At 62.1% G+C, this 25,672-nt stretch carries 23 protein-coding genes; 12 read left to right on the top strand and 11 right to left on the bottom strand.

Translation table 11 applies throughout. The annotated features are described in order from the left end of the window. Positions 1-8: 8 nt before the first annotated feature. Together dnaX and HMPREF9452_RS05725 are read right to left on the bottom strand one after the other, a co-directional pair. A complete protein-coding gene (gene dnaX / locus HMPREF9452_RS05730; protein WP_009141184.1) occupies positions 9-1,271 on the bottom strand; it encodes a DNA polymerase III subunit gamma/tau in 1,263 nt (420 codons plus the stop codon). An 80-nt stretch (positions 1,272-1,351) separates the two neighbouring features. Then, positions 1,352-1,561 carry a hypothetical protein gene (locus HMPREF9452_RS05725; protein WP_009141183.1) on the bottom strand — a complete coding sequence of 70 codons (210 nt, stop codon included), beginning with the start codon at positions 1,559-1,561 and terminating at the stop codon, positions 1,352-1,354. Between the two features lie 130 nt (positions 1,562-1,691). Here HMPREF9452_RS05725 and HMPREF9452_RS05720 point away from each other — a divergent pair, with 130 nt between their 5' ends. The 9 genes from HMPREF9452_RS05720 (at position 1,692) to pknB (ending at position 14,170) form a co-directional block, all read left to right on the top strand. After that, positions 1,692-2,333: a hypothetical protein gene (locus HMPREF9452_RS05720; RefSeq protein ID WP_009141182.1), complete on the top strand. Its 642-nt coding sequence runs from the start codon at positions 1,692-1,694 to the stop codon at positions 2,331-2,333. 384 nt (positions 2,334-2,717) lie between these two features. Continuing rightward, complete coding sequence (locus HMPREF9452_RS05710) at positions 2,718-3,674, top strand: hypothetical protein (RefSeq protein ID WP_009141181.1); 957 nt, start codon at positions 2,718-2,720, stop codon at positions 3,672-3,674. Positions 3,675-4,018: 344 nt separating this feature from the next. Continuing rightward, positions 4,019-5,917: a serine/threonine-protein kinase gene (locus tag HMPREF9452_RS05705; RefSeq protein WP_009141180.1), complete on the top strand. Its 1,899-nt coding sequence runs from the start codon at positions 4,019-4,021 to the stop codon at positions 5,915-5,917. Continuing rightward, entirely contained in the window at positions 5,914-6,699 is a 786-nt protein-coding gene (locus HMPREF9452_RS11315; protein WP_009141179.1) for a DUF3662 domain-containing protein, read from the top strand. Before HMPREF9452_RS05705 ends, HMPREF9452_RS11315 begins: the two co-directional genes overlap by 4 nt. Further along, positions 6,693-6,953: an FHA domain-containing protein gene (locus HMPREF9452_RS05695; RefSeq protein WP_232205029.1), complete on the top strand. Its 261-nt coding sequence runs from the start codon at positions 6,693-6,695 to the stop codon at positions 6,951-6,953. Before HMPREF9452_RS11315 ends, HMPREF9452_RS05695 begins: the two co-directional genes overlap by 7 nt. An 8-nt stretch (positions 6,954-6,961) precedes the next feature. Beyond that, positions 6,962-7,375, top strand: coding sequence for an FHA domain-containing protein (locus HMPREF9452_RS05690; protein WP_009141177.1), 414 nt, complete (start codon positions 6,962-6,964; stop codon positions 7,373-7,375). Next, positions 7,372-9,207 carry a Stp1/IreP family PP2C-type Ser/Thr phosphatase gene (locus tag HMPREF9452_RS11310; protein WP_009141176.1) on the top strand — a complete coding sequence of 612 codons (1,836 nt, stop codon included), beginning with the start codon at positions 7,372-7,374 and terminating at the stop codon, positions 9,205-9,207. The genes HMPREF9452_RS05690 and HMPREF9452_RS11310 overlap by 4 nt, the downstream gene beginning before the upstream one ends. After that, positions 9,204-12,095, top strand: a complete 2,892-nt coding sequence (locus HMPREF9452_RS05680; protein WP_009141175.1) for an FtsW/RodA/SpoVE family cell cycle protein — start codon at positions 9,204-9,206, stop codon at positions 12,093-12,095. Before HMPREF9452_RS11310 ends, HMPREF9452_RS05680 begins: the two co-directional genes overlap by 4 nt. An 83-nt stretch (positions 12,096-12,178) precedes the next feature. Continuing rightward, a complete protein-coding gene (gene pknB / locus HMPREF9452_RS05675; RefSeq protein WP_009141174.1) occupies positions 12,179-14,170 on the top strand; it encodes a Stk1 family PASTA domain-containing Ser/Thr kinase in 1,992 nt (663 codons plus the stop codon). A gap of 482 nt (positions 14,171-14,652) precedes the next feature. On the opposite strand, the gene HMPREF9452_RS05670 is transcribed toward pknB, so the two are convergent. The 9 genes from HMPREF9452_RS05670 to HMPREF9452_RS05630 all read right to left on the bottom strand — a co-directional run bounded on the left by HMPREF9452_RS05670 (position 14,653) and on the right by HMPREF9452_RS05630 (position 22,156). Then, on the bottom strand, positions 14,653-15,135 hold the full coding sequence (locus HMPREF9452_RS05670; protein WP_009141173.1) for a hypothetical protein: 483 nt from the start codon (positions 15,133-15,135) through the stop codon (positions 14,653-14,655). Positions 15,136-15,225: 90 nt separating this feature from the next. Further along, complete coding sequence (locus HMPREF9452_RS05665) at positions 15,226-15,417, bottom strand: hypothetical protein (RefSeq protein ID WP_009141172.1); 192 nt, start codon at positions 15,415-15,417, stop codon at positions 15,226-15,228. A gap of 30 nt (positions 15,418-15,447) precedes the next feature. Further along, complete coding sequence (locus HMPREF9452_RS05660; protein WP_009141171.1) at positions 15,448-16,053, bottom strand: hypothetical protein; 606 nt, start codon at positions 16,051-16,053, stop codon at positions 15,448-15,450. A gap of 67 nt (positions 16,054-16,120) precedes the next feature. Next, entirely contained in the window at positions 16,121-17,593 is a 1,473-nt protein-coding gene (locus HMPREF9452_RS05655) for an arylsulfatase (RefSeq protein ID WP_009141170.1), read from the bottom strand. Between the two features lie 102 nt (positions 17,594-17,695). Continuing rightward, a complete protein-coding gene (locus HMPREF9452_RS05650; RefSeq protein WP_009141169.1) occupies positions 17,696-19,189 on the bottom strand; it encodes a sulfatase in 1,494 nt (497 codons plus the stop codon). A 237-nt stretch (positions 19,190-19,426) separates the two neighbouring features. After that, positions 19,427-20,257 carry a PTS system mannose/fructose/sorbose family transporter subunit IID gene (locus HMPREF9452_RS05645; RefSeq protein ID WP_009141168.1) on the bottom strand — a complete coding sequence of 277 codons (831 nt, stop codon included), beginning with the start codon at positions 20,255-20,257 and terminating at the stop codon, positions 19,427-19,429. Next, positions 20,257-21,069, bottom strand: coding sequence for a PTS mannose/fructose/sorbose/N-acetylgalactosamine transporter subunit IIC (locus tag HMPREF9452_RS05640; protein ID WP_009141167.1), 813 nt, complete (start codon positions 21,067-21,069; stop codon positions 20,257-20,259). The genes HMPREF9452_RS05645 and HMPREF9452_RS05640 overlap by 1 nt, the downstream gene beginning before the upstream one ends. A gap of 81 nt (positions 21,070-21,150) precedes the next feature. Continuing rightward, complete coding sequence (locus tag HMPREF9452_RS05635; RefSeq protein WP_009141166.1) at positions 21,151-21,627, bottom strand: PTS system mannose/fructose/N-acetylgalactosamine-transporter subunit IIB; 477 nt, start codon at positions 21,625-21,627, stop codon at positions 21,151-21,153. A gap of 103 nt (positions 21,628-21,730) precedes the next feature. Then, positions 21,731-22,156 (bottom strand): PTS sugar transporter subunit IIA, encoded by a 426-nt coding sequence (locus HMPREF9452_RS05630; protein ID WP_232205028.1) that lies wholly within the window; start codon positions 22,154-22,156, stop codon positions 21,731-21,733. 380 nt (positions 22,157-22,536) lie between these two features. Here HMPREF9452_RS05630 and HMPREF9452_RS05625 point away from each other — a divergent pair, with 380 nt between their 5' ends. The 3 genes from HMPREF9452_RS05625 to HMPREF9452_RS11305 form a co-directional block, all read left to right on the top strand. Continuing rightward, positions 22,537-23,304, top strand: coding sequence for a DeoR/GlpR family DNA-binding transcription regulator (locus tag HMPREF9452_RS05625; RefSeq protein WP_009141164.1), 768 nt, complete (start codon positions 22,537-22,539; stop codon positions 23,302-23,304). Positions 23,305-23,313: 9 nt separating this feature from the next. Further along, positions 23,314-24,081, top strand: coding sequence for a DeoR/GlpR family DNA-binding transcription regulator (locus tag HMPREF9452_RS05620; protein WP_009141163.1), 768 nt, complete (start codon positions 23,314-23,316; stop codon positions 24,079-24,081). A 101-nt stretch (positions 24,082-24,182) separates the two neighbouring features. Beyond that, a partial coding sequence (locus HMPREF9452_RS11305) for a D-alanyl-D-alanine carboxypeptidase family protein (RefSeq protein ID WP_009141162.1) occupies positions 24,183-25,672 on the top strand: 1,490 nt, incomplete at its 3' end.

The following is a 25,672-nucleotide window of genomic DNA, read 5'->3' as shown; positions in this document are numbered from 1 at the left end:
TCTCCGACTCAGATACCACTAGCGGGGCGGCTGGCGCCGGTGGACGAAGCGGAGGCGACGGCACCGCCCAGCGCGGCGAGCGCCGCAGCGTCCATGGGCGCGCCGGGCACGCCGGAGGCGATCCTTGCCTCCAGGCGATCCAGGCGCTCGGCCAAAGCTACAAGCGTCAAATCAGATTCCGGACGGGCCAACCTGGTGAGAGCGATCTCCAACACCAGACGCATGTCGCTGGCGTTGCGCATCTCAAGCGCGGCATCGTCCAAAACCGTCAAGACGCGCGCCAGGCGGTCGGCGTTCTCAAAGAGAGAAGCCTCCTCCTTAAGCGCCGCCGCCTCCTCGGGCGTGCAGTCCAGCAGCTCGGGCTTGGCACCCGCGACAAAGGCGGTGTAAACGTCGCGCACGTGCCCCACCAGGTCGCGCGTAAGCTCCATAAGGTCGTTGCCCTCGTCCACCTGCGTGCGCACCAAGCCAAAGAGCTCCACCACGTCGCGCGACGCGATGCCGCTGGCGAACTGGGCGAGAATGGTCGAGGACACCTCGCCCAAAAGCGAGCGGGCATCTGCCAGGCGCACGGAGCCCCCGCCAAAGACGGAGAGCTGCTCCAGGGTGGAAAGCGCGTCGCGCATGCCGCCGCGGGCGTGCTTGGCCACAATCTCCAGCGCTTCCTCGTCATATGAGAATCCCTCTTGCTCGCACACGTAGCGCATGCGGGCCAGAATGTCCTCATTTGAGATGCGGTGGAAGTCGAAGCGCTGGCAGCGCGACAGGATGGTGTCCAGCAGCTTTTGCGGATCGGTGGTGCACAGGACAAAGACCACATGGCTGGGAGGCTCCTCCAGCGTCTTGAGCAGGGCGTTGAACGCCTGCGTGGTCAGCATGTGGACCTCGTCGATGATGTAGACCTTATAGGTGCCGCGCACCGGGGCGAAGTTGACGGAGTTGATAATCTCCTCGCGAACGCTGTCGACGCCCGTGCGGCTTGCGGCGTCCAGCTCGTAGACATCCGGGTGCGCGCCCTCGGCGATGGCCTCGCACTCCGGGCAGGTGCCATCTGGCATGCAGCCATGGTCGCCCTGGGCCTTCTGACACAGTAGCGCCTTGGCCAGGATGCGCGCCATGGTGGTCTTGCCCGTTCCGCGCGGGCCGCAGAACAGGTACGCATGGGACAGGCGCCCCTCCGTGACGGCGTGCTGCAACGTGGACACAATATGCTGCTGGCCCACTACGCTCTCAAACGTCAGCGGACGATATTTTCTGTAGAGCGACTCCATGGGAGCTCTCCTCCTTATAACATGCTGAAACAACGACGCGTATGCGCGCGAGGATGAACGGGAAACGCAAAGGCCTGGGGCTACAGCCCGCGCTCCGCAAGCCTGCGGTCAATGTCTCGCAGGATGGAGCGGATAGCGAAGAGCTGCCGGTAGGTGGCGCTCTTGACCTTGCCCTGGGACCTCAGCCGCTCCATCCGCTCGCCCGTCTGGGCAAGCTCGCTGCGAACATCGCGCGCAAAGGCGTCGTATGCCGCCAAGCGCGTCGCCGCCTCTGCCGAGTCAGCGCTCATATTCGTCCACCTCCCAGGGTATATACTCGCTTACCGCACCGCCGACGCGCGACCGCGCCGGATGCGTGTTTACCCATGATACCTTTTGGCGGGCGCGGCTATACGCACGGCCGCATGGAGAGGAAGCCACATGAGCGATCTTTCGACCGACCCTTCAACCACCCCCATCGATGCCGTCGCGTGCGTTGAAAATGTAGACGGGACCGCCCCCGTCGACGGCTCCGCCGAGCGCCGCCGCCCGCGCTTTATCTGCGAATACGAATACACCGACGACCTCCTCACCCGCTTCGCGCGCATGCAGGTGAGCGCAAAGCGCCGCGGGGCTCTGCTTTTGATGGGCTGCATCGAGATCGCGATTGGCCTGCTGTGGATCTTCTCGCCGCAGTCGCTGCATTGGGCCGGCATTTTCTTTGTCGCCGTGGGCGCGTACAGCCTGTGGTACCGCTCCAACATGTACCAGAACCTCGCCCGGCGCTACATTCGCTCCATGGAGAAGGACGAGAGCGAGATGGGCGGACGCCACCGTCGCATCGTGGTAACCGATGAAGCGGCGATCGTCTTTGCTTCCGACGATCGCTCGCAGCGCTACGAATTCTCCGAGTTCACCGACTTCCAGCACGACGACGCCATGTTCGTCGCCATCTTCGGCGTGAACGGCGTGGCGTTCCCCGTCGACTCCTTCACCCTGGGAACCGCCACGGAGTTTGGCGATTTCCTCGCTTCCAAGCGCTATCCCGCCGGCTCCATGGGACCGGATACGCCCAACCGATAGGCGGACCACCCCCGCCGGCTCGTCCAGAGCTATTCAATGTTGACGACAATGTTGATGAAAATGTTGATGACAATATTGACGACAACGTTGATGAAACGCACAAAAGGACGCTTTTCCAGCCAGTCATCATGCGAAAAAGCGTTCCTTTTGTGCGTTTTGTCGCTTACGGAGCCCCCGACATCGCGGAGACGCCGCCAACGTAGCTCGTAAAAGCAGATTGGCCGCCTATGGAGCGCACATATTGGGACGATATGCGGAAGATTCGCCGCTGCGGCATCCTCCATCCTTTGTTGCGCCGCGCTTCCCATACCGCCCCCGCATGGGAAGCGCGGGACCCCGCAACACATGCATATGGGCATGCATATGGAAGAGTGAGGACGATCCATGAGTAAAGCCTATGATCGGACGCTCGATGCGCTGCTCGCGGAAGCCGATGCGAAAGGGATGTGCTTCGCCCCGCGCGATCGCCACCTGAAAAGGCTGCTGCGTGCCCGCGTCAACTCCGGCAGCGTGAAGGAGCCCGCAAAAGGGCTGTTCGTCAGCGCCGCCCGATGGGAATCTGCGGACATGACCAAGCGGGCGCAAGCATGGCGCATTATCCGCGGGCTGCAGCATCTGCATCCAACATGGGTCTTCTGCAGCTTCAGCGCCGCCCTGATTCACGGCCTCGAGCTCTCCAACCGCCTTCTAAAACCCGTCCATGTAATCTCGCACCGAAGCCGGATCGCCAACGATATCGTCCACCACGCCGTCGACTCGTTCGAAATCAGAACCGTCATGGGGCTGCGCGCCACCGACATGACCAGAACGCTATTCGATTGCCTAAAAAGCTGCACGTTCCCCCAAGGACTTGCCATAGCGGACTCCGCCCTTCGAACCACTCGGACCTCGCGCGAGGGCTACCTCCGCGCGATCGAACGGCGCTATCACGACCAGAAGGGGGTCCAGAAAGCACTCAGGACGATGTCGCATGCAAACGGGCTCAGCGAAAACGGAGGGGAATCGTACGCGCGCGGCGTCATGATCGAGCTGGGTTTCAAGACGCCTGACCTGCAAGTGCGCCTCACGGACCCGCTCAACCCCTCAATAGAGTACAGGATAGATTACGGATGGGACGTAGGCGACCACCTTATCCTGGGGGAACTTGACGGCAAGGGCAAGTACGCCAACAAGGGCGGGGCCCCGCTCGACCTTGGCACCGTAATGGCCGAGCGGGAGCGAGAGGCCCGCATTACGACGTATCGCCCCGTCATCTTCCGTTTCGCGTTCCCCCTTGTATACAGACCCGATGAGTTCGCAGCGCTGCTTGATGCGCACGGCGTTCCCCGCCTCAACTCCTGATCGCCAATCAGCATCTCCCCGCCCCCGGCTGGCGCCGTCCCCGGCCCCGGCCCCCGGCCGGCGCTGTTCAGACCCGTCCGTCGCGCATTTTTCGTGAGAACCACAAATGGACGCTTTTTCCTTTGTCTCCAAGCCAGAAAAACGACCGTTTGTGGTTCTCATCGCAAGCGGAGCCGGGCCCGCCCCGTACGGGCAGGAACACGAGCGGGATGCGGGCAGACACCGCGCGACGTGCGCGCGGCGCCTCGCGGTTCCACACCTCCACGGTTCCGCCATCTGCAGCGTGATAAAATGCGGCAACGCATGCCTTAGACACACTTCAAACGCACCAGAAAGGCATCTTCATGCCACTCTTCTCGTCACAGCGATCGCCGCAACGGGTGCAGCAACGGCTCCAACAGGGATCTCAGCAACCCCGGCGCGCCAACTTCGCGCAGGCCCCCGCCCCCGCGCCACAGCCTGCGGGCACGGCGGCATCTGCCCTGCTCAAGCGCTATCGACCGCTCGAAACCCGGGCCGCCGGCGGCTTTGGCAGCGTCGAAATCTGCTTGGACGGGCGCCTGCAGCGGCGCGTCGCCATCAAGCGCATGCCCTTGGCGTCGCCCTACACGCGCACCGCAGCAGAGACCACGCGCACCGCGCTCGCGGAGGCGCGCACGGCAAGCATGCTCCAGCATCCCAATATCGTCTCCGTCATCGACTTCACCTATGATGCCGGGTACGCCTATCTGGTTATGGAATACGTCGACGGCATGTCGCTGGAAGAGTTCCTCTCGCAGGTAGAGGGCAATTCGCTCACCTACGATGAAGCCGCCTGCATCGCAGACGCCCTGGTGCAGGCCGTCGCCTACGCCCACGAGAACGGCGTGCTCCATCTGGACATCAAGCCCGCCAACGTGCTGATCGACCGCAGCGGGCACGTCAAGATAACCGACTTTGGCATGGCGACCCTCACCAGCGCGGCGGGCTTTGGCGGAGCGCGCGGCGGCACCATCGGCTACATGCCGCCCGAGCAGCTGCGCGGCGACTATGTGGACGAACGCAGCGACATCTTCTCGCTCGCCTGCGTCCTCTACGAATCGCTCTGCGGCGACGCGCCCTTCCGCGCCGGCTCGCCCATCGACTCCATGACCCGCATCAACGAGGGCGTGGTCCTGCCCGGCACCCTTTTACCGGACTTGCCGGAGCTCGCCGAGCAAGCGCTCTTGAGCGCCCTGGACCCAGACCCCGCCATGCGCATCTCCTCCGTCTTGGACTTTGGCGACCGCTTTCTGTACAACCTGGGCAATCCGCGCGAGGGCCGCAAGAGCCTTGCGCGCATGATCGACCAACTTACGTCGGACGAGGAAGAATCGCAGGACGAGGACTCCTTGGCGCCCAAGCGCACCTGGGAGCTTGACCCTGCAGAAGGCCACCTGGGCAGCCGCGACCCGCGCGCCCGGCGCATCGCCATGGGCCTTGTCGCCGGCGCCTCCGTCGCTGCCGTCACATTTTCCCTCATGCAGACCGTAGGCGTTGCAAACCCGCTGGCATGCCTGCTCTCGGCGCTCGCTGTTGGAGCCGCCGCGGGAGCCGCGCCGCAAATGGGCTCCGCGCTGGCGCTCGCCGGCCTGGTCTTCACGGTCACCAGCGCCACCGCGTCCCTCGCGGGGATCCCCACCATCGTCCTCATCTTCGCCCTCGCCGCCGCCTGGTGGCTGGTGTGGGGCCGCACCGTCCCCGCCGCCTCGATGGCCTTGGCCGCGTGCATGGCCCTCTCCGTCGTCGCGAGCAGCCCCTCCGCGCTGGCGCCGGTCGCGGCCGCGGCGGGCTACTTCCTCTCGCCGGTCACCGCCGCGGTCTCGATCGCTCTTGGCACCGCGTTCTCCGCCCTCATGCTCGCCGCGTCCCAAGGCGCGGGCCAGCTTCCTATAGATGTCGCCTTTGCGGCCCTAGCCTCGCCGGACACGCTGATGGCAATCGCGGGCGCCGCAGCCCTATCAGCGGGCATCTCGCTTGCGCACCGCCTCGCCTGGAATCGATACCAAGATTCCCTCGGAACCGGCGCATTTGCACTGGCGTACGCGCTGCCGCTGGCCGTTTCCCCCGCGTTGCTGTGTCTTGCGCACCCTATGGAAATTGCCAGCTTGTCAACGGCGCAGGTCCTAACAGCGGGGGCGAGCGGAGGGCTTTCCTCTATAATCGTTTGGATATGTGCATACACACTTGGCTATAAGCATGTTCCGGAAGGTGATCGTTCGTGAACTTCCTCAATATCTTCGAAGACCGCGTCGCCGGCATCTTTGGCGCCACGCGCGCGCCGTTCTCGTTCAAAAAGCTCGCCAGGCAGGCCGCGCGCGAGATGGAAGATCAGACGCTGGTTATAAACGGCGTCAACACCGCGCCGGCGCTCTACACCATCCTTATCGCCAATGAGGACGATCCCCTCATGGCGCCCTATTACCCGCAGCTCTCTGCAGAGGTGAGCGAGCTGGTCAAGGCGCAGGCTGATAAAAAGCGCTATGTCTTTGTGGGCGAGCCCCTGGTTCGCTTTATGATCGACCCTTCGCTTAAGAGCGGCCGCTTCTCCGTCTTCGCCGAGAACGTGGACGCCCCCACCCTGGGTCGCCTGTACGAGGAAGAGCGCGCCTACCAAAAGGGCCTCACCGGCGCGCAGAAGCCCCAGCGCGTCCCCGCCCCCGTCGAGACCCGTCCGGCGACGCAGCCCGCCGCAGCCTTCGCAGGCGCGGGCTCCCAACAGGGAGACCTTGCTTCTTCCGTGCCCTCGCCCGCGGCAGACCCGTTTGCCCCCGCAGACCCCTTCGCACCGGCAGCCGACCCGTTTGCACCCAACCCCATCGACCCCGCAGCCCCCATCCCCGTGCCGCAGACCATGACGCGCGACGCGATGGCCGGCCTGGGCGGAGCCGCCGCCGCAGGCGCTGCCGCCGGGGCCGCCGCCGGCCTTGCGGCATCCGTACCCAGCGTTACGTCCCCCGACCCCAGCAACCGGCGCTACCGCGTGCCCAGCTGGTCGATGTGGTGACCGGCGAGGCGCTGGGCATCAACGGCGCCCGCTGCATCGTGGGCCGCGAGCGCGCCGCCGCCGACGTGGTCCTGCGCGACCCCAACGTGAGCCGCCGACACGCGCAGCTCACTTACACGGGCAGCGACTGGTCCATCGAGGACCTCAACTCCACCAACGGCACCCTGGTCAACAACCGCCGCATCTCGCGCTGCCCGCTGCGCGACGGCGACCTTCTCACCTTTGGCCTGAGCACGTTCGAGTTTAGGGGCTGAGCCGCCATATGATCGACCTGATCCTGTTTGCGGGACGCATCGTCCTGGTCATCCTGCTCTACATCTTCCTGTTTGCCGTCATGAAGACGGGCGTGGGCCTGGTCCGCGGCCAGCGTCGCGACTCCGCGATCTGGACCATCGACGTCGACAAGGGCCCGCGCGGTATCCGCGGCATCCACGTGGACATGCTGGGCCCGGTCATCGTCGGCCGCTCCCCCAGCTCCGACATCTGCATCAACGAGCCGTTTGTCTCGGCATCGCACGCCCGTTTCTCGCTGCAGGGGCCCGCGCTGGTCATCGAAGACCTCAACTCGCTCAACGGCACCCTGGTCAACGGTCGCCAGCTGGTCGAGCCCGCCACCCTCCGCGAGGGTGACGAGGTCCAGATCGGCGACGTTGTCATGAAGGTGAACCGCCGATGACGGACGAGGAGAACAACCTCACGCAGCGCCCTGCAGACGCTTTCGACCTCGAGCCCGCAGACGAGCTCGAGGCGCTTGCCGCCGCGCACGTTGCACAGGCCAACGCACAGGCGGACGATGAGCTGGAGACGCTCGCCGCCGCCCACGTTGCCTCCACGCTTGCCGCCGGCTCTCACGCAGACGCGCCCCAAGAAGATGCCCCTCGCGCAGAGCGACCCCACGCGGACCGCTCCCATGCCGAGCACTCGCATAGCGAGGACCTCTTTGGGGCGTCGGCGGAGTACGTGGGCGAGGCCCGCTCGATACCCGGCTTTCTCGAAGCGGCTGCCGCCCCCGCAGAGGACGCCGCGCCATCCAGCGACGCAGGCTCCTCCGATGCCGTCGCCGGCGCCGCAGGCTCCGTCGACGCCGCTGACGCTGCAGATGCCGCGCGCGCAGCTGCCCCTGCAGCCCATACGCCGCAACGCGCCGATGGAGACGAGGACGACGCACAGGCGGAAACCTCGCCCGCGGACACCGCGGAGATAGACGTCGCCGCCGTCGAGGCCAAGCTCAAGGATCCCGGTTCAACCCAGAGCTTCGCCCCCGTCACGGACGACCTCATCGATGCCGACTCAACCTATGACGCCGGCACCACCACGCAGCTTATGTGGGGCGCGCGCTCCGATGTGGGCTGCGTGCGTTCGCATAACGAGGATTCCTACCTGGTCCAGTCGCCGCTCTTCTGCGTGTGCGACGGCATGGGCGGCCACGCCGCGGGCGAGGTCGCGAGCTCCATCGCCGTGGAGACCATCGCCAAAACAGCCCCACACACCGCCGATCCCGCCCTGTTGGGCGCAGCAATCGAAGCCGCCAACGCCGCGGTAATAGAAGCCGCGCTCAACGGCTTGGGCAAGCCGGGCATGGGCTGCACCGCCACCGCGGCCTATATAGAGGGCAACACCATCGCCATCGCCCACGTTGGCGACTCGCGCGCGTACCTGCTGCACGAGGGCACGCTCATCCGCGTCACCCGCGACCACTCCTATGTGGAGGAGCTGGTGGACGCCGGTGAGATCACCGCAGACGAGGCACGCGTCCACCCCAACCGCTCCGTTATCACACGCGCGCTGGGCTCGGACCCCGCCATGTACGCGGACCACTTCTCCCTCAATATCGAAGAGGGCGATCGCCTTATCCTGTGCTCAGATGGCCTGTCCAGCATGATTCCCGACGGCGAGATCGAAAATATCGCCACCCAATCGTCCACCGCCCAAATCTGCACCGACAATCTAGTCGATGCGGCGCTGGCCGCCGGCGGCTCCGACAATTGCACCGTCGTGGTGGTAGACGTGGTAGACGATGGCAAGTTGCGCGAGATCTCCAAGCGTCGCCGCCGCAACGTTATCGCCGTCATCAGCGCCGTCGTCGCGCTGCTCGCCCTCATAGGCGTCATCGCGCTGGCATCCGTCGCCAACTCGGTGTACCTGGGCGTCAAGGACGACGCCGTCGCCATCTACAAGGGCGTCCCCAACAAGGTTATGGGCTTTGAGCTGCACTGGCTTGAGGACGAGACGTCCGTCATGCTAAGCGACCTGCCCGAGGACACCCAAAACCGCTTGCGCGAGGGCATTCCCCAGGAGAGCGTCGAGGCCGCGGCCAAGACGGTTTCCAAATACCGCGAGCAGATTGACGAAGACCAAAGCAAGCAGATACAGGACGCCAATGTTGTGCGCTCTGGCGTTGAGGCCGATAGCGGCAGCGCCATCCCCGGCACCGCCTCTTCAGGCGATGTCGCCAACTCGGTTTCCTCGTCCGCTGAAAACCCGACCTCTGGAGGCGATGCCCAGTGAGCAGCCGCCGCAACACCGAGCTCTTCTTGCTGATTTCGGCCGCGTTCCCCGTGGTGCTGCTGTACGCCATGTACGTGATCACCACCGGAACCGCCCTGACGTTCCAGACGCTCGCCGTGCCCCTCGGCCTGTTCGCCGCCTTTGCCGCGGCCCATATCGCCGTGCGCATCCTGGCACCCGGAGCCGACCCCGCGATTCTGCCCGTGGTCTTCTTGCTCTCGGGCGTCGGCATCACGTTTGTTACGCGCGTCAAGCCAGAGCTGGCGATGAACCAGCTAATCATCCTCTTTGCCTCCATTGTCCTTATGGTCATAACGCTTGCGCTGGTTAAAAACCTGGACGTGGTCAAAAAATACAAGTACTCGTTGGGCGCCATAGGCATCTTGCTGCTGCTGCTACCCATCTTTATCGGTACGGAGATCTACGGCTCAAAGCTGTGGATCACCATTGGCGGCTTCTCCATCCAGCCAGGCGAGTTCGCAAAGGTCTTCATCGTCCTTTTCCTAGCAGGTTATCTGGCCGAGAACCGCGAGCTTCTCTCCATCTCCAACCACGAGGTGCTGGGCTTTAAGGTCCCCCGCCTCAAACTGCTGCTGCCGCTCTTTGTGGTCTGGGGCATCTGCATGCTCATCGTTGCCTTTGAACGCGACCTGGGTAGCGCCGTGCTGTTCTACACCATCTTCTTGCTGATGCTCTACGTTGCTACGGGCCGCATCTCCTACGTCGTCATCGGCTTTGTGCTGCTGGCCGTGGGCGGTTTTGGGGCGTACAAGGTCATGAGCCACGTGCAGACCCGTTTCCAGATCTGGCTCGACCCGTTCGCCGACCCTTCCGGAGATGGCTACCAGCTGGTGCAGTCGCTGTTCTCCCTGGCAGATGGCGGCCTGGTGGGCACGGGCATTGGCAAGGGCATGCCCACGTTGATCCCCATCGTCGAGTCCGACTTCATCTTCTCCGCCATCGGTGAGGAGATGGGCCTTCTGGGCGGCGCCGCGGTCCTGTTCCTGTTCATGTTGTTCGCCGTGCGCGGCCTCACCACCGCCGCCCGCGCCAAGTCCGACCTCGCCGCATTTTGCGCCAGCGGCCTTACCGCGGCAATCTCCTTCCAGGCGTTCCTCATCGTCGGCGGCGTCACCCGCCTCATCCCCCTTACCGGCGTCACCCTGCCCTTCATGAGCCAGGGCGGCTCCTCGCTGCTGTCGAGCTTCATCATCGTTGCGCTTCTACTGCGCGCCGGCGATGAGGCCACGGGCCGTGAAGCCGAGCTCTCTGGCACCGGCATCATGGCCGCGCAGGACGTCCCCGTCCCTGGCGGCGTCAGCGCGGCGGGCACCCGCGTCTATGGCGGCAACGCATCCGCCGCGGGCCTCACCGGCTCCGCTGGTGGATCGCACGCGCGCCCCGGCTCCCGTCTGCGCCGCCGTCTGCTCGACACGCCCGAATCCGGTGTTTTGGGACGAGTCGCACTCGCCAAGCGTCTTACCGTAGCGGTCTTCGCTTTCACGGCCCTGTTCGCGATCCTTGTCGGCAACCTCACCTACATCCAGGTATTCAAGGCCAAGGACTACCAGAACATGTCCATCAACAACCACAGCATCGCGCGCGCGGCCTACGTCAAACGCGGCTCCATCATCACATCCGATGGCGTGACGCTGGCCGAATCCATTCAGAACGAGGACGGTACGTACAGCCGCTCCCATCCCAACGGCAACCTTGCCGCCAACGTGGTGGGTTATTACTCCACCCGCTACGGCACCGCCGGCGTCGAGAGCACCATGAACGAGACGCTCACCGGCTCCAAGGACTACTCCAGCTGGATGAATGCGGTGAACTCGCTCGCAGGCATCTCTCAGCCGGGCAATTCCGTCAAGCTCACCATCGACTCGCGCATTCAGTCGGCCGCCGAGCAAGCGCTCTCCGGCATGAGCGGCGCCATCGTGGTCCTCGACCCGCGCACCGGCGCCGTGCTGGCCTCTGCCACCGCGCCCAGCTACGACAACAACGACGTCGAGGCCTCGATCAGCGCAACCGAGGAATCCGGCGTCTCCATGTACGACCGCGCTACCCAGGCGCTCTATACGCCGGGCTCCACCTTCAAGGTGATCACGCTCGCCGCCGCGCTTGACACCGGCGCATCCAGCTTGCAGGAGACCTACAGCGCCCCCTCCAGCATGGAGATCGGCAACGCCGACGTCACCAACTATGAGAACGCCAACTTTGGCACCATTTCGCTGCGCCGCGCCTTCGCGGTCTCGTCCAACGTAGTCTTTGGCCAGGTTGCCAACCAGGTAGGCGCCACCTCCCTGGTGCAGCACGCCAACGCCTTTGGCTACGGGCAGCCCCTTGGCCTGGACTTCTCGACCGCGGCCTCCATCATGCCCGACCCCTCGCTGATGACCGAATGGGAGCTGGCATGGGCGGGCGCCGGCCAGCCCGTGGGCCAGGGGCACACCGCCGGCCCGCAGACCACGCCCATGCAAAACGCGGTCATGGCGGCAGCCATCGCCAACGGCGGCATCGCCATGAACCCCTACGTGGTCGCGCAGACCCTCTCGCCCGAGGGCACGGTTATTAAGAGCACGCAGCCGCGCTCCCTTGGCCAAGCCGTAAGCTCCAGCACCGCCCAGCAGGTAAAGGAAGCCATGCTCGACGTTGTTGAGGAGGGCTCGGGCGGCGCCGCGGCAGTCGCAGGCGTCAAGGTTGCCGGCAAGACCGGCACCGCAGAAACCGGTACCCACGTGAACTCCGTCTTTGTTGGGTTCGCGCCGTACGATACGCCCACCGTGGCGATCTCCGTTATGTTGGAAAACTACGACGTGCACGGCGTCAAAGCCACCTACGTAGCCAGCCAGGTACTTTCCGCCGCACTCTCCGCGCAAGGGTTGTGATAGGGTGCCTCACTAATACTTCGCACGCATCGCATCCCGTATAGTTTGGTTAAAACGCTCAGAAGTTTAAAGGAGCAGCTCACATGGAACAGCAGAGGGTTTTGGGAGGTCGATACCTTCTCAAAGACAAGGTAGGATCGGGCGGCATGGCCACCGTCTACCGTGCGCAGGATCAGGTTTTGGACCGTACCGTCGCGGTCAAGATCATGCTGCCGCAATACGCCGGCGACGCCACGTTCGCCGCGCGCTTCAAGCAAGAGGCCCAGGCGGCGGCCGGCCTGCAAAGCCCCTACATTGTCGGCGTCTACGACTGGGGCAAGGATGGCGACACCTATTACATCGTCATGGAATACCTGCGCGGCACGGACCTTAAGAGCGGCATCCGCAGCCACGGCGCGCTGGACCCCAAGAAGGTCGCCCAGATTGGCTCGCAGATCTGCGCCGCCCTCTCTGTTGCCCACAAGCATGAAATCGTCCACCGCGATATCAAGCCGCAAAACATCATGGTCCAGCCCGATGGCAACATCAAGGTCATGGACTTTGGCATCGCCCGCGCCAAGAACAGCCACCTCACCCAGGACAACAACGTGCTGGGCACCGCCCACTACGTGAGCCCGGAGCAGACGCGCGGCCAGGAGCTTGGCCCCACGAGCGACATCTACTCGCTTGGCGTCGTGATGTACGAGTGCGCCACCGGTCGCGTTCCCTTTGACGGCGATGATGCCATCTCCGTTGCCCTTAAACAGGTCAACGAGATGCCCGTGCCGCCCAGCCAGATCAATTCCAGCGTAGACCCAAGCCTCGAGCGCATCATCCTGCGCTGCATGGAAAAGGACCCCGCAAATCGCTTCCAGTCCGCCGAAGAGCTGCGCGGCGTGCTGAACACCTACCTCTCCGGTCGCACCGTCGACGTCCCCGAGCCCACCCGCGTCATCGGCGCCGCAGCGGGCATGGGCGCTACGGAGACCCGTGTGATGAACGACTCCACCCAGATGATGGCCCGTCCCGCCGCAGCGCAGACCACCGCTCGCCCAGCAAGCCGCAACGCCGCCCGCGGCGGAGCGCCCTCGAGCACAAACGGGTTTGAGCCGGTTGACAACGGCATGGGTAAAGGCAAGATCGCCGCTATCGTAGTGGGCGTTATCGCCGTTATCGCTTTCGCCGTCTTTGCTGCCAGCCAATTCCTTGGCGGCGGCGAGACCGTCGACATGCCCAGCCTAATTGGCTGGGAGCAAGAGGCGGCCGTCGACAACCTGCGCTCTTTGGGTATCACCAACGTAGAGATCACCCAGGAATTCAATGATGAGCAGGACGAGGGCAAGGTCTGCGACCAAACCCCTGACGGCGGTAGGTCAGTCCACACTACCGATAAAGTGACCCTGGTCATTTCTAAGGGCGAGAAGCCCGCGGAGACCACCACGGTCCCCAAGCTTGTCGGTCGCACCCAAGAAGCCGCCGAAGCCGCGCTGAAACAGGCGAATCTTAAGGGCAAGGCGGTCACCGAGGCAAACGACGCGGACAAGGGCGAGGTCTTTGAGCAGTCCATTGCCGAGGGCGAAGAGGTAGAAGTCGACACCGTTGTTGAATACAAGGTTTCCGCCGGCCCCGATGAGCAGGCTGTTCCCGGTGTTCTAGGCATGACCAAGGCCAAGGCGTCCAACGAGCTGACCAACGCCGGCTTTAAGGTTGCCTACGCCGAGGATTACAGCGACGAGTACGACAAGGGAACGGTCATGGCTCAAAGCCACACCGGTACCGCCGCCCCTGATACCGAAATCACCATCACCATCTCTAAGGGCAAGAAGCCCGGCAACGACGATGACGATTCGAGCGATAACTCCGGCTCCAGCAGCCAGACCGGCGGCTCCGTTTCCGTCCCCAGCCTCTCCGGCATGACCAAGGCTCAGGCCGAGAGCGCGCTGAAGAACGCGGGCTTTGTTCCCAGCTTCTCTTATGCCGATGGCACCAACGAGGGCATCCACCCCGACTACGTCATCAGCTGGAGCCCCACCGGCTCCGCCAAGACGGGTGACACCATCAACGTAGTGGTCGCCTACGGAGAACCCTCCGAGTAAGCCAATACTTCGACAGCTTGCACAAGATAATCCCCCGGCCGGCTCACCGCCTGCCGGGGGATTTATTTGTCGAGAACAAATAGCACGTTGGGAAGTGCGGCAACCCGCCCAATCCCAAGCGCCTGCCGGGACCAAATAGGGCGTTAGTGCGGAATCGAGGTGTGCCAAATAATGGCACTTTTTGACACTCACCTCTCTCCGCACTAACGCCCTATTTGGTCTCGCCACCCCGCCACCCCATCCTCCCGCGGACGGGCACCGCGAGCTTAATCAGCGCAGCAAGAGGCCTTCAATCGCTCGCCCCACACCCACCCCACCACAAGCGAAGCGTGCCACACGCTTGGGCGCTGCAAAAAAGAAGCCCGCCTTAACGCCATTCTTGAAAAGGCGTTAAGGCGGGCCGTATCAGGCATATGCCGAAAACAATGGTCGCGGGACGAGTCGAGCTAGCGCGCGAGCGCACGAGGTTCAAAGCGAATACCCTACTTGGTATTGAAGCCATAAGACTTCCCCATCTCGCTCACAAACTGAGAGACCTCTTTGACATCGCAACCTGGTAGACGAATGGGACGCTCGATATCCTTGATCCTAAAAGTCACAACCGGGTTGCCATGATCTTTGGCAACGCGCGCGGCATCGACTTTTGACCAAGCGTAGCGCACGCCGTCAATGTACACGCCAGTACGGCCGACTCCGTTGCGCACCGCCGCCATAAAGATGGCGAAAGCAAACAACACGGAACCCGTCGCGATCTCTTTAAGGCTCTGGCCCGCAAAGAAGTAGTAACCGACAGCGAACACAATAAGGCCGACAGATACCACATAGGTCCACGGACCGCGCGAAACCTCGAACACCAGCGAGCGGCGCTGCTCAACCAGCAGGTACAACGTGTAGACAAGCATAACGGCGCCGATGGCGAATAGGGCGTAGACTAACCAGGAATCCTTTTGAGCCAACAGATCCATACGATTCTTCTCCTTGATTTCGCTATCCGCAGACACTGCAGATTTAGGCGGTCGATGAGCAAAAGCGAATAGAAACTTGATACCCAAACGCTAGACGCCCATGTACTTGATCATGTTAAACGCGCAGATACCCATGATAACAACCATCAAGCCAATAAAGAGCTTGTCCACGGCCCGGTCATCGATTCTGCTGCTCACCTTACGGCCAGCAAAGCCGCCGATGCCGCAGATGGTTCCGATGGTGGGCACGAAGAACGCGATCGCTGCAACAAGAAAAGTCATAGCTCGGTGCTAACCCTGTTCCTTTATGCGCTATTTCTGCAGCGCGTCGAGCGCGTCGACGGCCTTTTTGTAATAGGCATCTGCAGAAGCGCTATCGTTTCTGTTTTCATACTGGACGGCGATGAGCTGGCACAGGCGCAGGCGCTCGCCCTCGCCCGCCTCGTCGAGCCTGGCGAGCATCTGGTCGAGGTACTTGTCCGAATGGTTCAAGAAGATCTCGAAGGTCTCGCGGCTCACCTGCGCCAGCCCCTCGTCGCCCATCTTCTCAATGCTCTCCAGCGCCTTTTTGGCACGGCTCTTATCTTCGTTCTCAACAAAGAATGCAAATGCCTTGCTGTACAGCGCCAACTGCTGCTCGCGGTTCATCTTAAGGCCCATCATCTCGTCGATGATGCGAGTGGCCTCGCCTACGTTCTCAAGGCCCATCTGGCAGTTGAGCCTCATAAAAAGCTGGTTATAGCGGGGGTAGACCATCTGGGTCAAAGTCTTGTCCAAAAGCGCAAGGCAGCTTGCGTAATCCTGCTCGCTAAAGAAATGCTCGATCTTGGCAAAGATGGTGCGCTTCTTAACTTCCATAAAAATGGTTCCCGCAATAGCGAGGCCCAAAATCGCAAAGCCAATGACCTTCATATCCATGTCTATCCCCCGTCTCACATCAAGGCGCCCGCGCACGCAATCGCGTATGCGGGCGCCTTGGCGGCGCTTACTGGTACAGCATGGTAGCAGGCTTTTGACCAACCACCAGCTTGCCGTCTACCACATAGCCCTCGGGACGGCCCTTAAGCTCGCTCACAAGCGCGGCGCGCAGCTGGGCGATGCGATCCGCATGCGCCTCGTCGGCGATAAGGTCATGTTCCTCGCGCGGGTCGGCGTCCAGGTCAAAATACTGCTCGCGACCGGTCTGGGTAAACCAGATGTACTTGTCATGCGGCGTCACAATGTACTGGTTTGACTGCTCCATATCACGGCTATGCTCGCCGTGCACGTATGGACGAGAAATCGCCTCGCCGGCAGTCAACTCGCCCACCAGCGAAACGCCGTCCACGTCTTCTGGAACATCGATGCCGCACAGTTCCAGCATGGTGGGCATGATATCCATCAACTCCACGGCACTGTCGCTGGTGCGGACCACGCGCGGCGCCACGTTCTTGCCCACGTGGATGATAAGGGGAATGCGCGCGCTGCCCTCGTATGGAAGCACCTTGCGGAACAAGCTGTGGTCGAAGAGCATCTCGCCATGGTCCGCCGTGAAGATGACGACGGTGTCATGGTAGGTCTCGTCGTTCTCCAATGCGGTGATCAAGCGGCCAATCTGGTGATCCAGATGCGTGATGCAGGCATAATAACCGGCCATGGCCTCGCGGCGCAGCTCCGCGTCGCGGCAACCGTGCACGCTGTCCAACACCATGCCGTCGCGTTGCGTCGCGGTCTCGTCGTCCCAATCGCCGCGGGCGGGTTCGCGCAGGTCCATATCGCGGTACAAGTCAAAATAGGACGCCGGCGCATCAAAGGGCGGATGAGGGCGAACAAAACTGATCATGAGGAAGAACGGGCGCGTGCGGTCGCGCGTCTCCAAAAAGCGGATGGACTCGTCCACAACCCAATTGGTGGGATGCAGGCACTCCTCATAGATCCAGGGATGCGTGATCCAGGAGTTGTTCTCGACGCCGGAACCGTTGACGTCGGCGAACTCGCCTAGCTCGTTTTTAAGGAAGCGCACGTAATCATCGCTCACCGTCTGGTGCATCCAATGCGGCAGGTTCGCCTTGCGGTAGTGCCCAATGTAGCCGTCGTGCAAGCGCATGTGCTCAAAGCCGCAACCCAAACGAGGCGGATGCACGTGCATCTTGCCCACCACCGCGGTCTGGTATCCGCCGTCGCGCATCTCCTGGGCCAGCATATGGTCGTAATTCCAATCGATACCGTCTTGGTATCCCACGCGGCCATGGTGCTGGGGCGTCTTGCCCGTAAACAGCCCGGCGCGCGCCGGAATGCAGCTGGGGCAGGCGGAATACGCGTTTTCAAACAGCACGCCGTCGGCCGCCAGCGTATCCAAATAGGGCGTCTTCACGTCCGGATGCCCATCAATCCCCAAGCAGTCGCCACGGAATTGATCGCACATCACCAACAGCACATTAGGACGATTAGAGGACGGCGCAGCATTGCTCTTCCCCATCGCACACCTCCTTCCTTATTTGGCATCTTCCAAGATATCGCAATGAGAAAGCCGGCAAAACGCTTGCGCGCCCACCGGCTTGATATCTAATCAGCTACAGGGCTATAGACCCAGGCGTTCGCGCTGCTCGGCAGGAGACTCGTGCTCCTCAAGGCCGCGCAGCAACAAGTCGATCATCTCGCGCTCTTCAGGCAAGCCCTGGCCGGCTAGGTTGTTCTTCTGACCATAGTCGCTCTCAAGGTCAAAGAGCATGGTCTGGGCAACCTCTGCCAGCGGCGCGGCGCTCTCAATCTGCGCTGGACGCTTGCAGGGAATCTTGAACAGCGGATAGGCCGTGCGGGCAAAGAAACGGCCGCACTCGATCTTCTCCGGGCAGTCGGATCCCATCTTCTTGCGAATGGTATGGGGCAGCGCCGCATACTCAAAGCAGGGCTGGTTGCCCTCAACCGGCGCACGGAAGTACGTATAGCGGCCGTCCGTAACGTTCACCGTCATGCCATGCACGCCGTACAGGGCGTAGTCGCGCGCGGGGGCGTCCGGATCCGTCATCAGCGGAACCAACGAGGTGCCCGTGACCTCGCGGGGGACCTCGCAGCCATGTGCCTCGAGCACGGTGGGCATGATGTCGATCGCCTGGGTAAGCTGGTGCGCGTGCTCGCCGGCGCGCGCGCCGCCCGGGAAGTGGACGATGAACGGCAGATGCGCCAGCTCGTTATACAGGTGCATGTAGTTCTTGCCCATGTAGTCGCGCTCGCCCAAGAAGTACCCGTGGTCGGTAGTGACCATGATCATGGTGTCCTCGAACATGCCGTTTTCGTCCAGCTTATCGATCAGCTTGCCAAACCAGTGATCGGTCATGGTGACCAGGGCCTGGTAACGGCGCTGGATGTAATCGACCGCACCGGCGTTGAGGTCAGTGTCAGAGACGCGCTTGTACTGCGGGGTCTCGAAGTAATCGCGGTCAAGCTCGCCCTTGCCACCGTACATCTCCATGTATTTGTCCGGCACGTCAAAGGGCTCATGAGGGTCAAAAGCCTCGACCATCAAGAAGAAATCATCCTTGCCCTTGTTGTCCTCCACCCAGTCGCATGCGGACTGGAAGGTCTTGGGGCTGGGCATATCTTCCTCATGCGGCCACTTCTGGCGATTCTTCTGATACTGCTCGCGCACGCGGCCGTAAAAGGTCTCCGGCATGTTATCGGGTTCGTCGATGCGGCTCACCCAGGGGTCGCCCTCCTGCCCGCGATAGTAATCCCACGTGTTGAATTCCTGCAGGTAGCCCTCGCCACCGGTGCGCAGATAGTGGCAGTGGTCGGTAGTGATGTGGCAAAAGGCGCCGGCCGCGCGCAGGCATTGGGGCAGCGTCACGTCAAAGGGCTCGATGGGACCCCAGGGGCGCTCAAGAAAGTTGTAGCGGCCGCACATGATGTCGCGACGAGCCGGCATGCAGGGGGCGGAGCCAATCCAGTGGTTGTCGAACACGCACGAACGCTCTGCAAACCTGTCCAGGTTGGGCGTCTTCACCTCAGTCTGGGGGTTGTAGCACGAGAGCACGTCGCGACGCAGCGTGTCCATCAGCACCAATACCGTTCTCATGACTCTCCCTTTCAACATATACGTTGGTCTACGCGATTGTTTTTGGACGAGGACCTCGTCCAGATAGAGCGCCTTGGCACACGGCTTGGCACCAGGGCAAAAAGGTTTCGGCTCAGGACAACACGACCTGCCTGGGGGCTCGCAGGACGCGCTGTCCTGAGCCGAAAAAGGCGCGCCCCCAGGGAGGGAAGCGCGCCTTGAAGGTTGGGCGCTTTGGAATAGTCGCTGAAACGGGAATTAAGCGAAGATCTTAAACGCGGGGAAGTAGAAGCCGATGGCGGCGAACACCAGCGCAAACACGATCAAGCCGATGATGATCTGGGCGGAGTTCTTGCCCTGGCCGCGCTTGAGCAAGCGGTAGCAAATGAAGGTCAGCAGGACGGGCAGCGCGTAGGGCAGCACCTTGTCCAGCTGGTCCTGGAGAACCAGCGGGTCGCCCTCGCCAAAGGCGAACTGCACGGCGAGCTTGAGCTTGACGGTGGTGGCGATAAGGCCGCCGGTGACCATGACGCCCAGGACGTTGGCAAGGTTGCCAAGACGGTCGAAGATGGCCACGCCAGCCTTCTCGACCAGATCCATACCCATCTCATAGCCCTTGTGCAGGCCAAAGTACTTCAGCGGCCAGTACAGCAGGTTGATGAGCAGGAACATGACCAGCGGGCCCACGATGGAACCGTTGTCGACGCACATGGAAGCGCCGATGGAGCCTGCGATGGGGAACCAGGTGAGGTTCAGCAGCGAGTCGCCCAGGCCTGCGAACGGGCCCATAAGAGAGGTCTTGATGCCGACGACGGTGTCCTTTTGGTCCTCGTCCGTAGACTCCTCGATGGCGGCGGTGATGCCCAGGATGAAGGGGATCGCCAGCGGGTGGGTGTTGAAGTACTCAAGGTGACGCTGCATGGCGTGGACGCGCTCCTCCTTGGGAGCATCCTTGTAGAGCTCCTCGAGGACGGGGGCGAAGCAATAGGTCAGGGACAGGGACTGCATGCGCTCGTAGTTGTGGGCGAACTGGCAGCCCTGGGTCCTGAGCAGAACCCTATTCAGGGTGGACTTTGAAATCTTTCCCATTAGAGATCATACTCCTCTTCCGTCTCGGAGCCGTCAGCAGGTGCTGCGGCCACAGGGGCGGGCTGGTTCTTCTGGCCCTCGGTGATGACGTCCCAAACGCCGGCGGCTGCGCAGGCTGCAAGAGCGATGCCGACAGTGGGGACGTTGAGGAAAGCCGCCATGACAAAGCCGATGAGCAGGAAGATCCACATGTTCTTCTTCATCATCATGGTGAGGAGCATCGCCAGACCAACGGCGGGCATCATGCCGCCGGCGGTGGAGAAGCCGGAGAGAACCCAGGGCACCTGGTTCTGCAGGAAGGCCATGATGTCCTCGATCACAAAGGAGCCGATGCCAGTCGCGATGAAGACGGGGACGGCGCGGGTGAGGAAGAAGCAGAAGGCGCCTGCCCAGAAGTACTTGTTGACGGCGTTGAACTTACCGGAGAGGACGGCCTTGTCCGCGGCGTGAACCAGCGAGACGTTGGTGGTCATGACCAGGATGTTGAGCTGCTGGACCAGGGTGGCGGTGGGGATACCGATCGCGACTGCCAGGGCGATGGCGCTGGCGGTGTCGGTGGAGCCCATGATACCCAGAGCAGCACCCACGATGGTGCCGGAGATGACATCAGGCGGAACGTAGGCGCCGATGTTGTTAACGCCAAGCCACATGAGCTCCATGGTCGCGCCAATCATGATGGCGGTCGTCATATCGCCCAGGATGATGCCGACGCCCACGGACGCCAACAGGGGCTTGCGGAAGCCCAGGTGGGGACCAAACTGGTCCCAGGTGCACAGGCCCGCCCAAATGGCGAGCAAGAGTGCCTGAAGCATAAGCCTCTCCTTCCATATCTTCCCGGCACCCCAGCGCCGGGAACACCCCGAATCCCCGCGGACTCGAAGCTGATTACCAACTTAGTAATTCTTGAGCAGCTCGCTCACCGGCTCCTTGGAATCGCGCGTGGTGGTCTGCATCCAGCACTCAACGCCCAGCGCCATAAGCTCCTCAAAGGCGGCCTTCTCCTCGGCGGTGACGGACATGTTCTTGTGCAGGCGGTGGCGCTGATCGTTAAAGCGCATGCCGGAGACGTTAAGGTAATCGAAAGGCAGGCCGTTCTCATGCAGCTTCAACGCGTCCATGGGATTGGTGAACAGCACCATGGTCGCCTTCTTGAGGGTGGTCTTCTTGAGAACGTCGATGAACTTGTCCACGCCAAAGACGCTAACCTTGATCTCCGGAACAGCCAGGCCCGCGACGGACTTCTGCACGGGGTCGTTAGCGACCCTGTCGGAAACGATGATCGCGGACTCGATGCCGTAATCCGGGATCCATGTGGTTGCCACCTGGCCGTGAATCAGACGGTCATCGATGTCTACAAGCTTGAGTGCCATGGTGCGTGCCCTTTCTTATCGGTGCCCTTTTTGCGGGCGTCCTTCCATTATTGGTAACGGGCCAAAGCGTTTTTGGACGAGTTCTCCTTGGCCCCACCCACTGTTAGAGATCCAGCTCGTCCTCATCCTCGTCCGCTACAACCGGAGCCTTGATCTCTGCCTGGGCCTGGGCGTGTGCCGCTACAAGCTGAGCGCGGATGTCTTCCGCAGACTCCAAGCCATCGCGAGTGAGCAGCAGCTCGACCACCACGGGCATGGACAGGCCGGTATAGGCGATCATGTCCATACCGCCGGCCAGGCAGCGAGTGATGACGTTGAACGGGGTTCCACCGTAGATATCGCACAGGGCGACAACCTGATCGCACTCGGAGATCAGCTGAGCATAGGCGTCTTTCATCTCGGCCTCGAAGGTCTCCAGGCTCTTCTCGGCGGTCAGCGATAGGGTCGCCACGTCGGCCTGCTTGCCCGCGATCATCTCGACGGCACCCAGGGCGGCCTTCGCAAACTCTCCGTGACTAGCAAGAATCACACCAATCCTCATGAACTATCCAATCCCCTCTTCTAGTTTCAAACGCGATCTTGTCTTGCTTAGATCTTGTTAGCTATTCGAAATCCCTCAAGCGCACAGGTTTTTTGCGCTTTTAAGTTCGCAATTGTTCTTTTTTATAATCGTTGCGTGTTCAATCTTTGTCAACGGCCAATCTAGCCAATCTGTGTATATATGCAGGTAGATTGCCGTTTTTAGCTTATTCATCCATCTGTGAACGGTATCTTTTGGACGACAAACGGCTCATTTTCAACCTAATCCGAACATTATATTGTTCGTTTTTATTTTTTACTTGATTGAACGAACATTCTAGCTATCATCATATATAACATTTGTAGTCTTTAGTCGTTCCCGGAGTTCGCATGCTCAAAGTTGAACGTCACCAGGCCCTGCTCGAGCTATGCGCGGAGCACGGCTCCGCCAGCGTAAAAGAGATCTCGGACGCTCTGGGCGTCTCAGAGATGACCGTGCGCCGCGACCTTTCAGAGCTCGCCAACATGGGCAAGCTTGTCCGCGTCCACGGCGGCGCTCGCATGCCAAGCAGCGCCCATGGCACCAAGCTTACGCATGCCCTTACCCACGTTGAAAAGATGCAGGAGCATATTGATGAGAAGCGCGCCGCTGCACGGCAGGCCGCCCTCATTATCCAGCCGGGCGACACCGTCTTTTTAGGCGGCGGCACCTCGGTTGAGTTTATGGTTGATTTTCTACCGGACGGCCCCATACGCGTTATCACCTGCAGCATGCCCGTCTTCACCGCCCTGGCGGATCGCGACAACATAGAGCTCTACCTCTCCGGCGGCATCTACCGCAGGCGCACCAGCATTCTGCGCGGCCTGCCAGGCGAGCGCGCTTTGCAATCCATTGTGTGCGACAAGGCCTTTATTGGTACCACGGGCATCTTTCATAACGAGGTCTTTGGCACGGACACCGAAGTTGGCAGCTTTTTGCAAACCGCGTTCAACCGCTCAACAGGGCGCTACCTGGTTGCAGACTCCAGCAAGATTGGCCAGCGTGACTTCTTCTCGTTCTACTCCATCGATGGCGTCGACGCCATCTTTATCGATTCAAACATCACGGACGAGCAGTACCGCCAGCTCTCCGAGCACACCCGCGTTATCTGCGGATAAGGAGTTGCCATGCTAAAGAACGAACGCCAGGCAGCCCTGCTTGACCTCTGCGTGGAAAACGGATCGGTCTCCGTGCGCCAGGTTGTCTCCGCCCTAGGGGTCTCGGAGATGACGGTGCGTCGCGATTTCGACGAGCTGGCCGGCACCGGCAAAGTCGCGCGCGTGCACGGCGGCATACGCTCCATTTCGCATGCGTCCGCACCCGCCTACTCAGAGCGCTCCTATTCCGATAAGCTCGCCCTGCACGTGCCGCAAAAACGCGCCATTGGACAGGCCGCCGCACACCTTATCGAAGAACACGACACCATCTTTATAGGATCCGGCAGCACCTGCAACGCCATCGCGGCGAGCCTGCCCTCTACCACCCTGCGCGTGGTCACCAACAGCCTGTTGGTCTTCAACACGCTCGCTCCGCAAGATAACGTCGAGCTCTGCATGGTCAGCGGCTGTCACCGGCAGCGCTCTGCATCCATTGTGGGACCCATCGCAGAAGAGATGGTCGCCACGCTGGGCATAGACAAATGCTTCATCGGAGCCAACGGGGTCATGGGGTCCGTCGCCTCGACCTCTAACATCGAAGAAGGCCGCCTGCAGTCGCTGGCCTATTCTCGATCCGCCGCGCGCTACCTGGTGGCGGACTCCAGCAAGCTGGGCCAGATGGATTTCTACAACTTCTATAACCTCGACCGCCTGGATGCTCTTATCACCGACGACGCGGCAACACCCGAGCAGCTTGCAGCCATACGCGAGCACACACACGTCATCCTCGCCCGCTAGCGACCGGCGCGCCGCCGTTCCAAAAATGGGCGCTCAACAGGTGCGCTTTAGTGGGATAGAATAGACAGCGCTCCTATACGCACTGGTAGAGAGTTTACGTCATGCAGCACAACCACGCCCCCCTCTCCCACGCGCCCGCGGCCGCCCTGCGCAGGCTCGCGAACAAAACGCTTCGCGCCGCGCTAGCTGCCGCCCTAATCGCCGCCGTGGCCACCCCTATCGCATCGCCCATCGCCCTCTTTGCGCCCTCCGTCGCCCTGGCAGAAGACACCGGATACAACGCCGACACCCCGCCGGAGCTGCAGGCGCAGTCCGCCTACCTCAAAGACCGCACCACGGGTACTGTGCTGCTCAACATAGACTCTGGCGACCGCCGCTACCCCGCCAGCACCACCAAGGTCATGACGGCGCTTCTGGTTTTAGAGAACGCCAAGCTGGATGACACCGTCACCATTGCGGAAGAGGATTTTGCCGCACTGGACGAGAACAGCATGACCGCCGGTCTCGAGGTTGGCGAGACCCTCACCGTGCGAGACATGCTCGCCTGCCTGCTTCTGCCCTCCGCCAACGAGTGCGCCTACGCGCTGGCGCGCCACGTCTCCGGCAGCGTCGACTCCTTTGTGGAGCTCATGAACGCGCGCGCCAAAGAGCTGGGCTGCAAAAATACCAACTTCGTCAACCCCTGCGGCCTACATGACGACAACCACTACACCACCGCCTACGACCTCTCGCTCATCTTTGACGCCGCCCTTCAGCTGCCCGACTTTGTAGAGATCGCCGGCTCCGCCACCTGGGAGCTGCCCGCCACCAACATGCAAGAGGCGCGCACCATCGAGTCCACCGATGAGCTGGCCAACGCCAACGGTCCCGTCTACGTCGAGGGCGTGCAGGCTGCCAAAACCGGATACACCGAAGCCGCAGGTCGCTGCCTGGTGGCTGCCGCAGCCCAGGGCGACATGAACCTCATGGGCGTGGTGCTGGGCGCGCCAAACACAGATTCCGGCAGCGGGGTCACCGCCAACTTTGTCGACATGTACACCATGTTTATGTGGGGCTTCGAGGCCTGGCAGTCCGGCGCCGTCATCTCTGAGGGAGCCGATCTTGGCACCGCCCCCATAGCTCAATCCAGCGATGGGGACGAGGTTGGACTGGTTGCGCTCGAGGCCTTCAACGCCACGGTGCCCATCGACACCAAAACGTCCGACCTCACCATCACCCCCACTTGGAAAGAAGAGCTCACGGCCCCCATCTCCGCCACGCAAGAGCTGGGCACCGTCACCGTCTCTCTTGACGGCCAGGAGCTGGGCACGGTCAAGGTGGGCGCCGCAACCACCATGCGCGCGTCGCTATTCGCCAAAATTGGCGCCTTCCTCTCCAACCCGTTCAACAACATCATCAGCATCTTGGTCACAGCTCTTGTGGGCATCCTCGCCTACGTGGGCTTCTCCGTTGTTCGCGCACGTCGCCACCAGGTTTTTGGTGGACGAGGATCGCGTCGCTACCGCCAACCCGCCAGCCGTAGCGGGCAGGGCCGCGGGCGCGGACCGGCCCACAGCCGCGTGGCCCAGGGCGGCCGCCCCATCCCCGATGC

Origin of the sequence: Collinsella tanakaei YIT 12063 (assembly GCF_000225705.1) — a bacterium.
Taxonomy (GTDB): domain Bacteria; phylum Actinomycetota; class Coriobacteriia; order Coriobacteriales; family Coriobacteriaceae; genus Collinsella; species Collinsella tanakaei.
The sequence above is the reverse complement of the archived record's forward strand: the minus strand, read 5'-3'. Positions and strand labels throughout refer to the sequence as shown.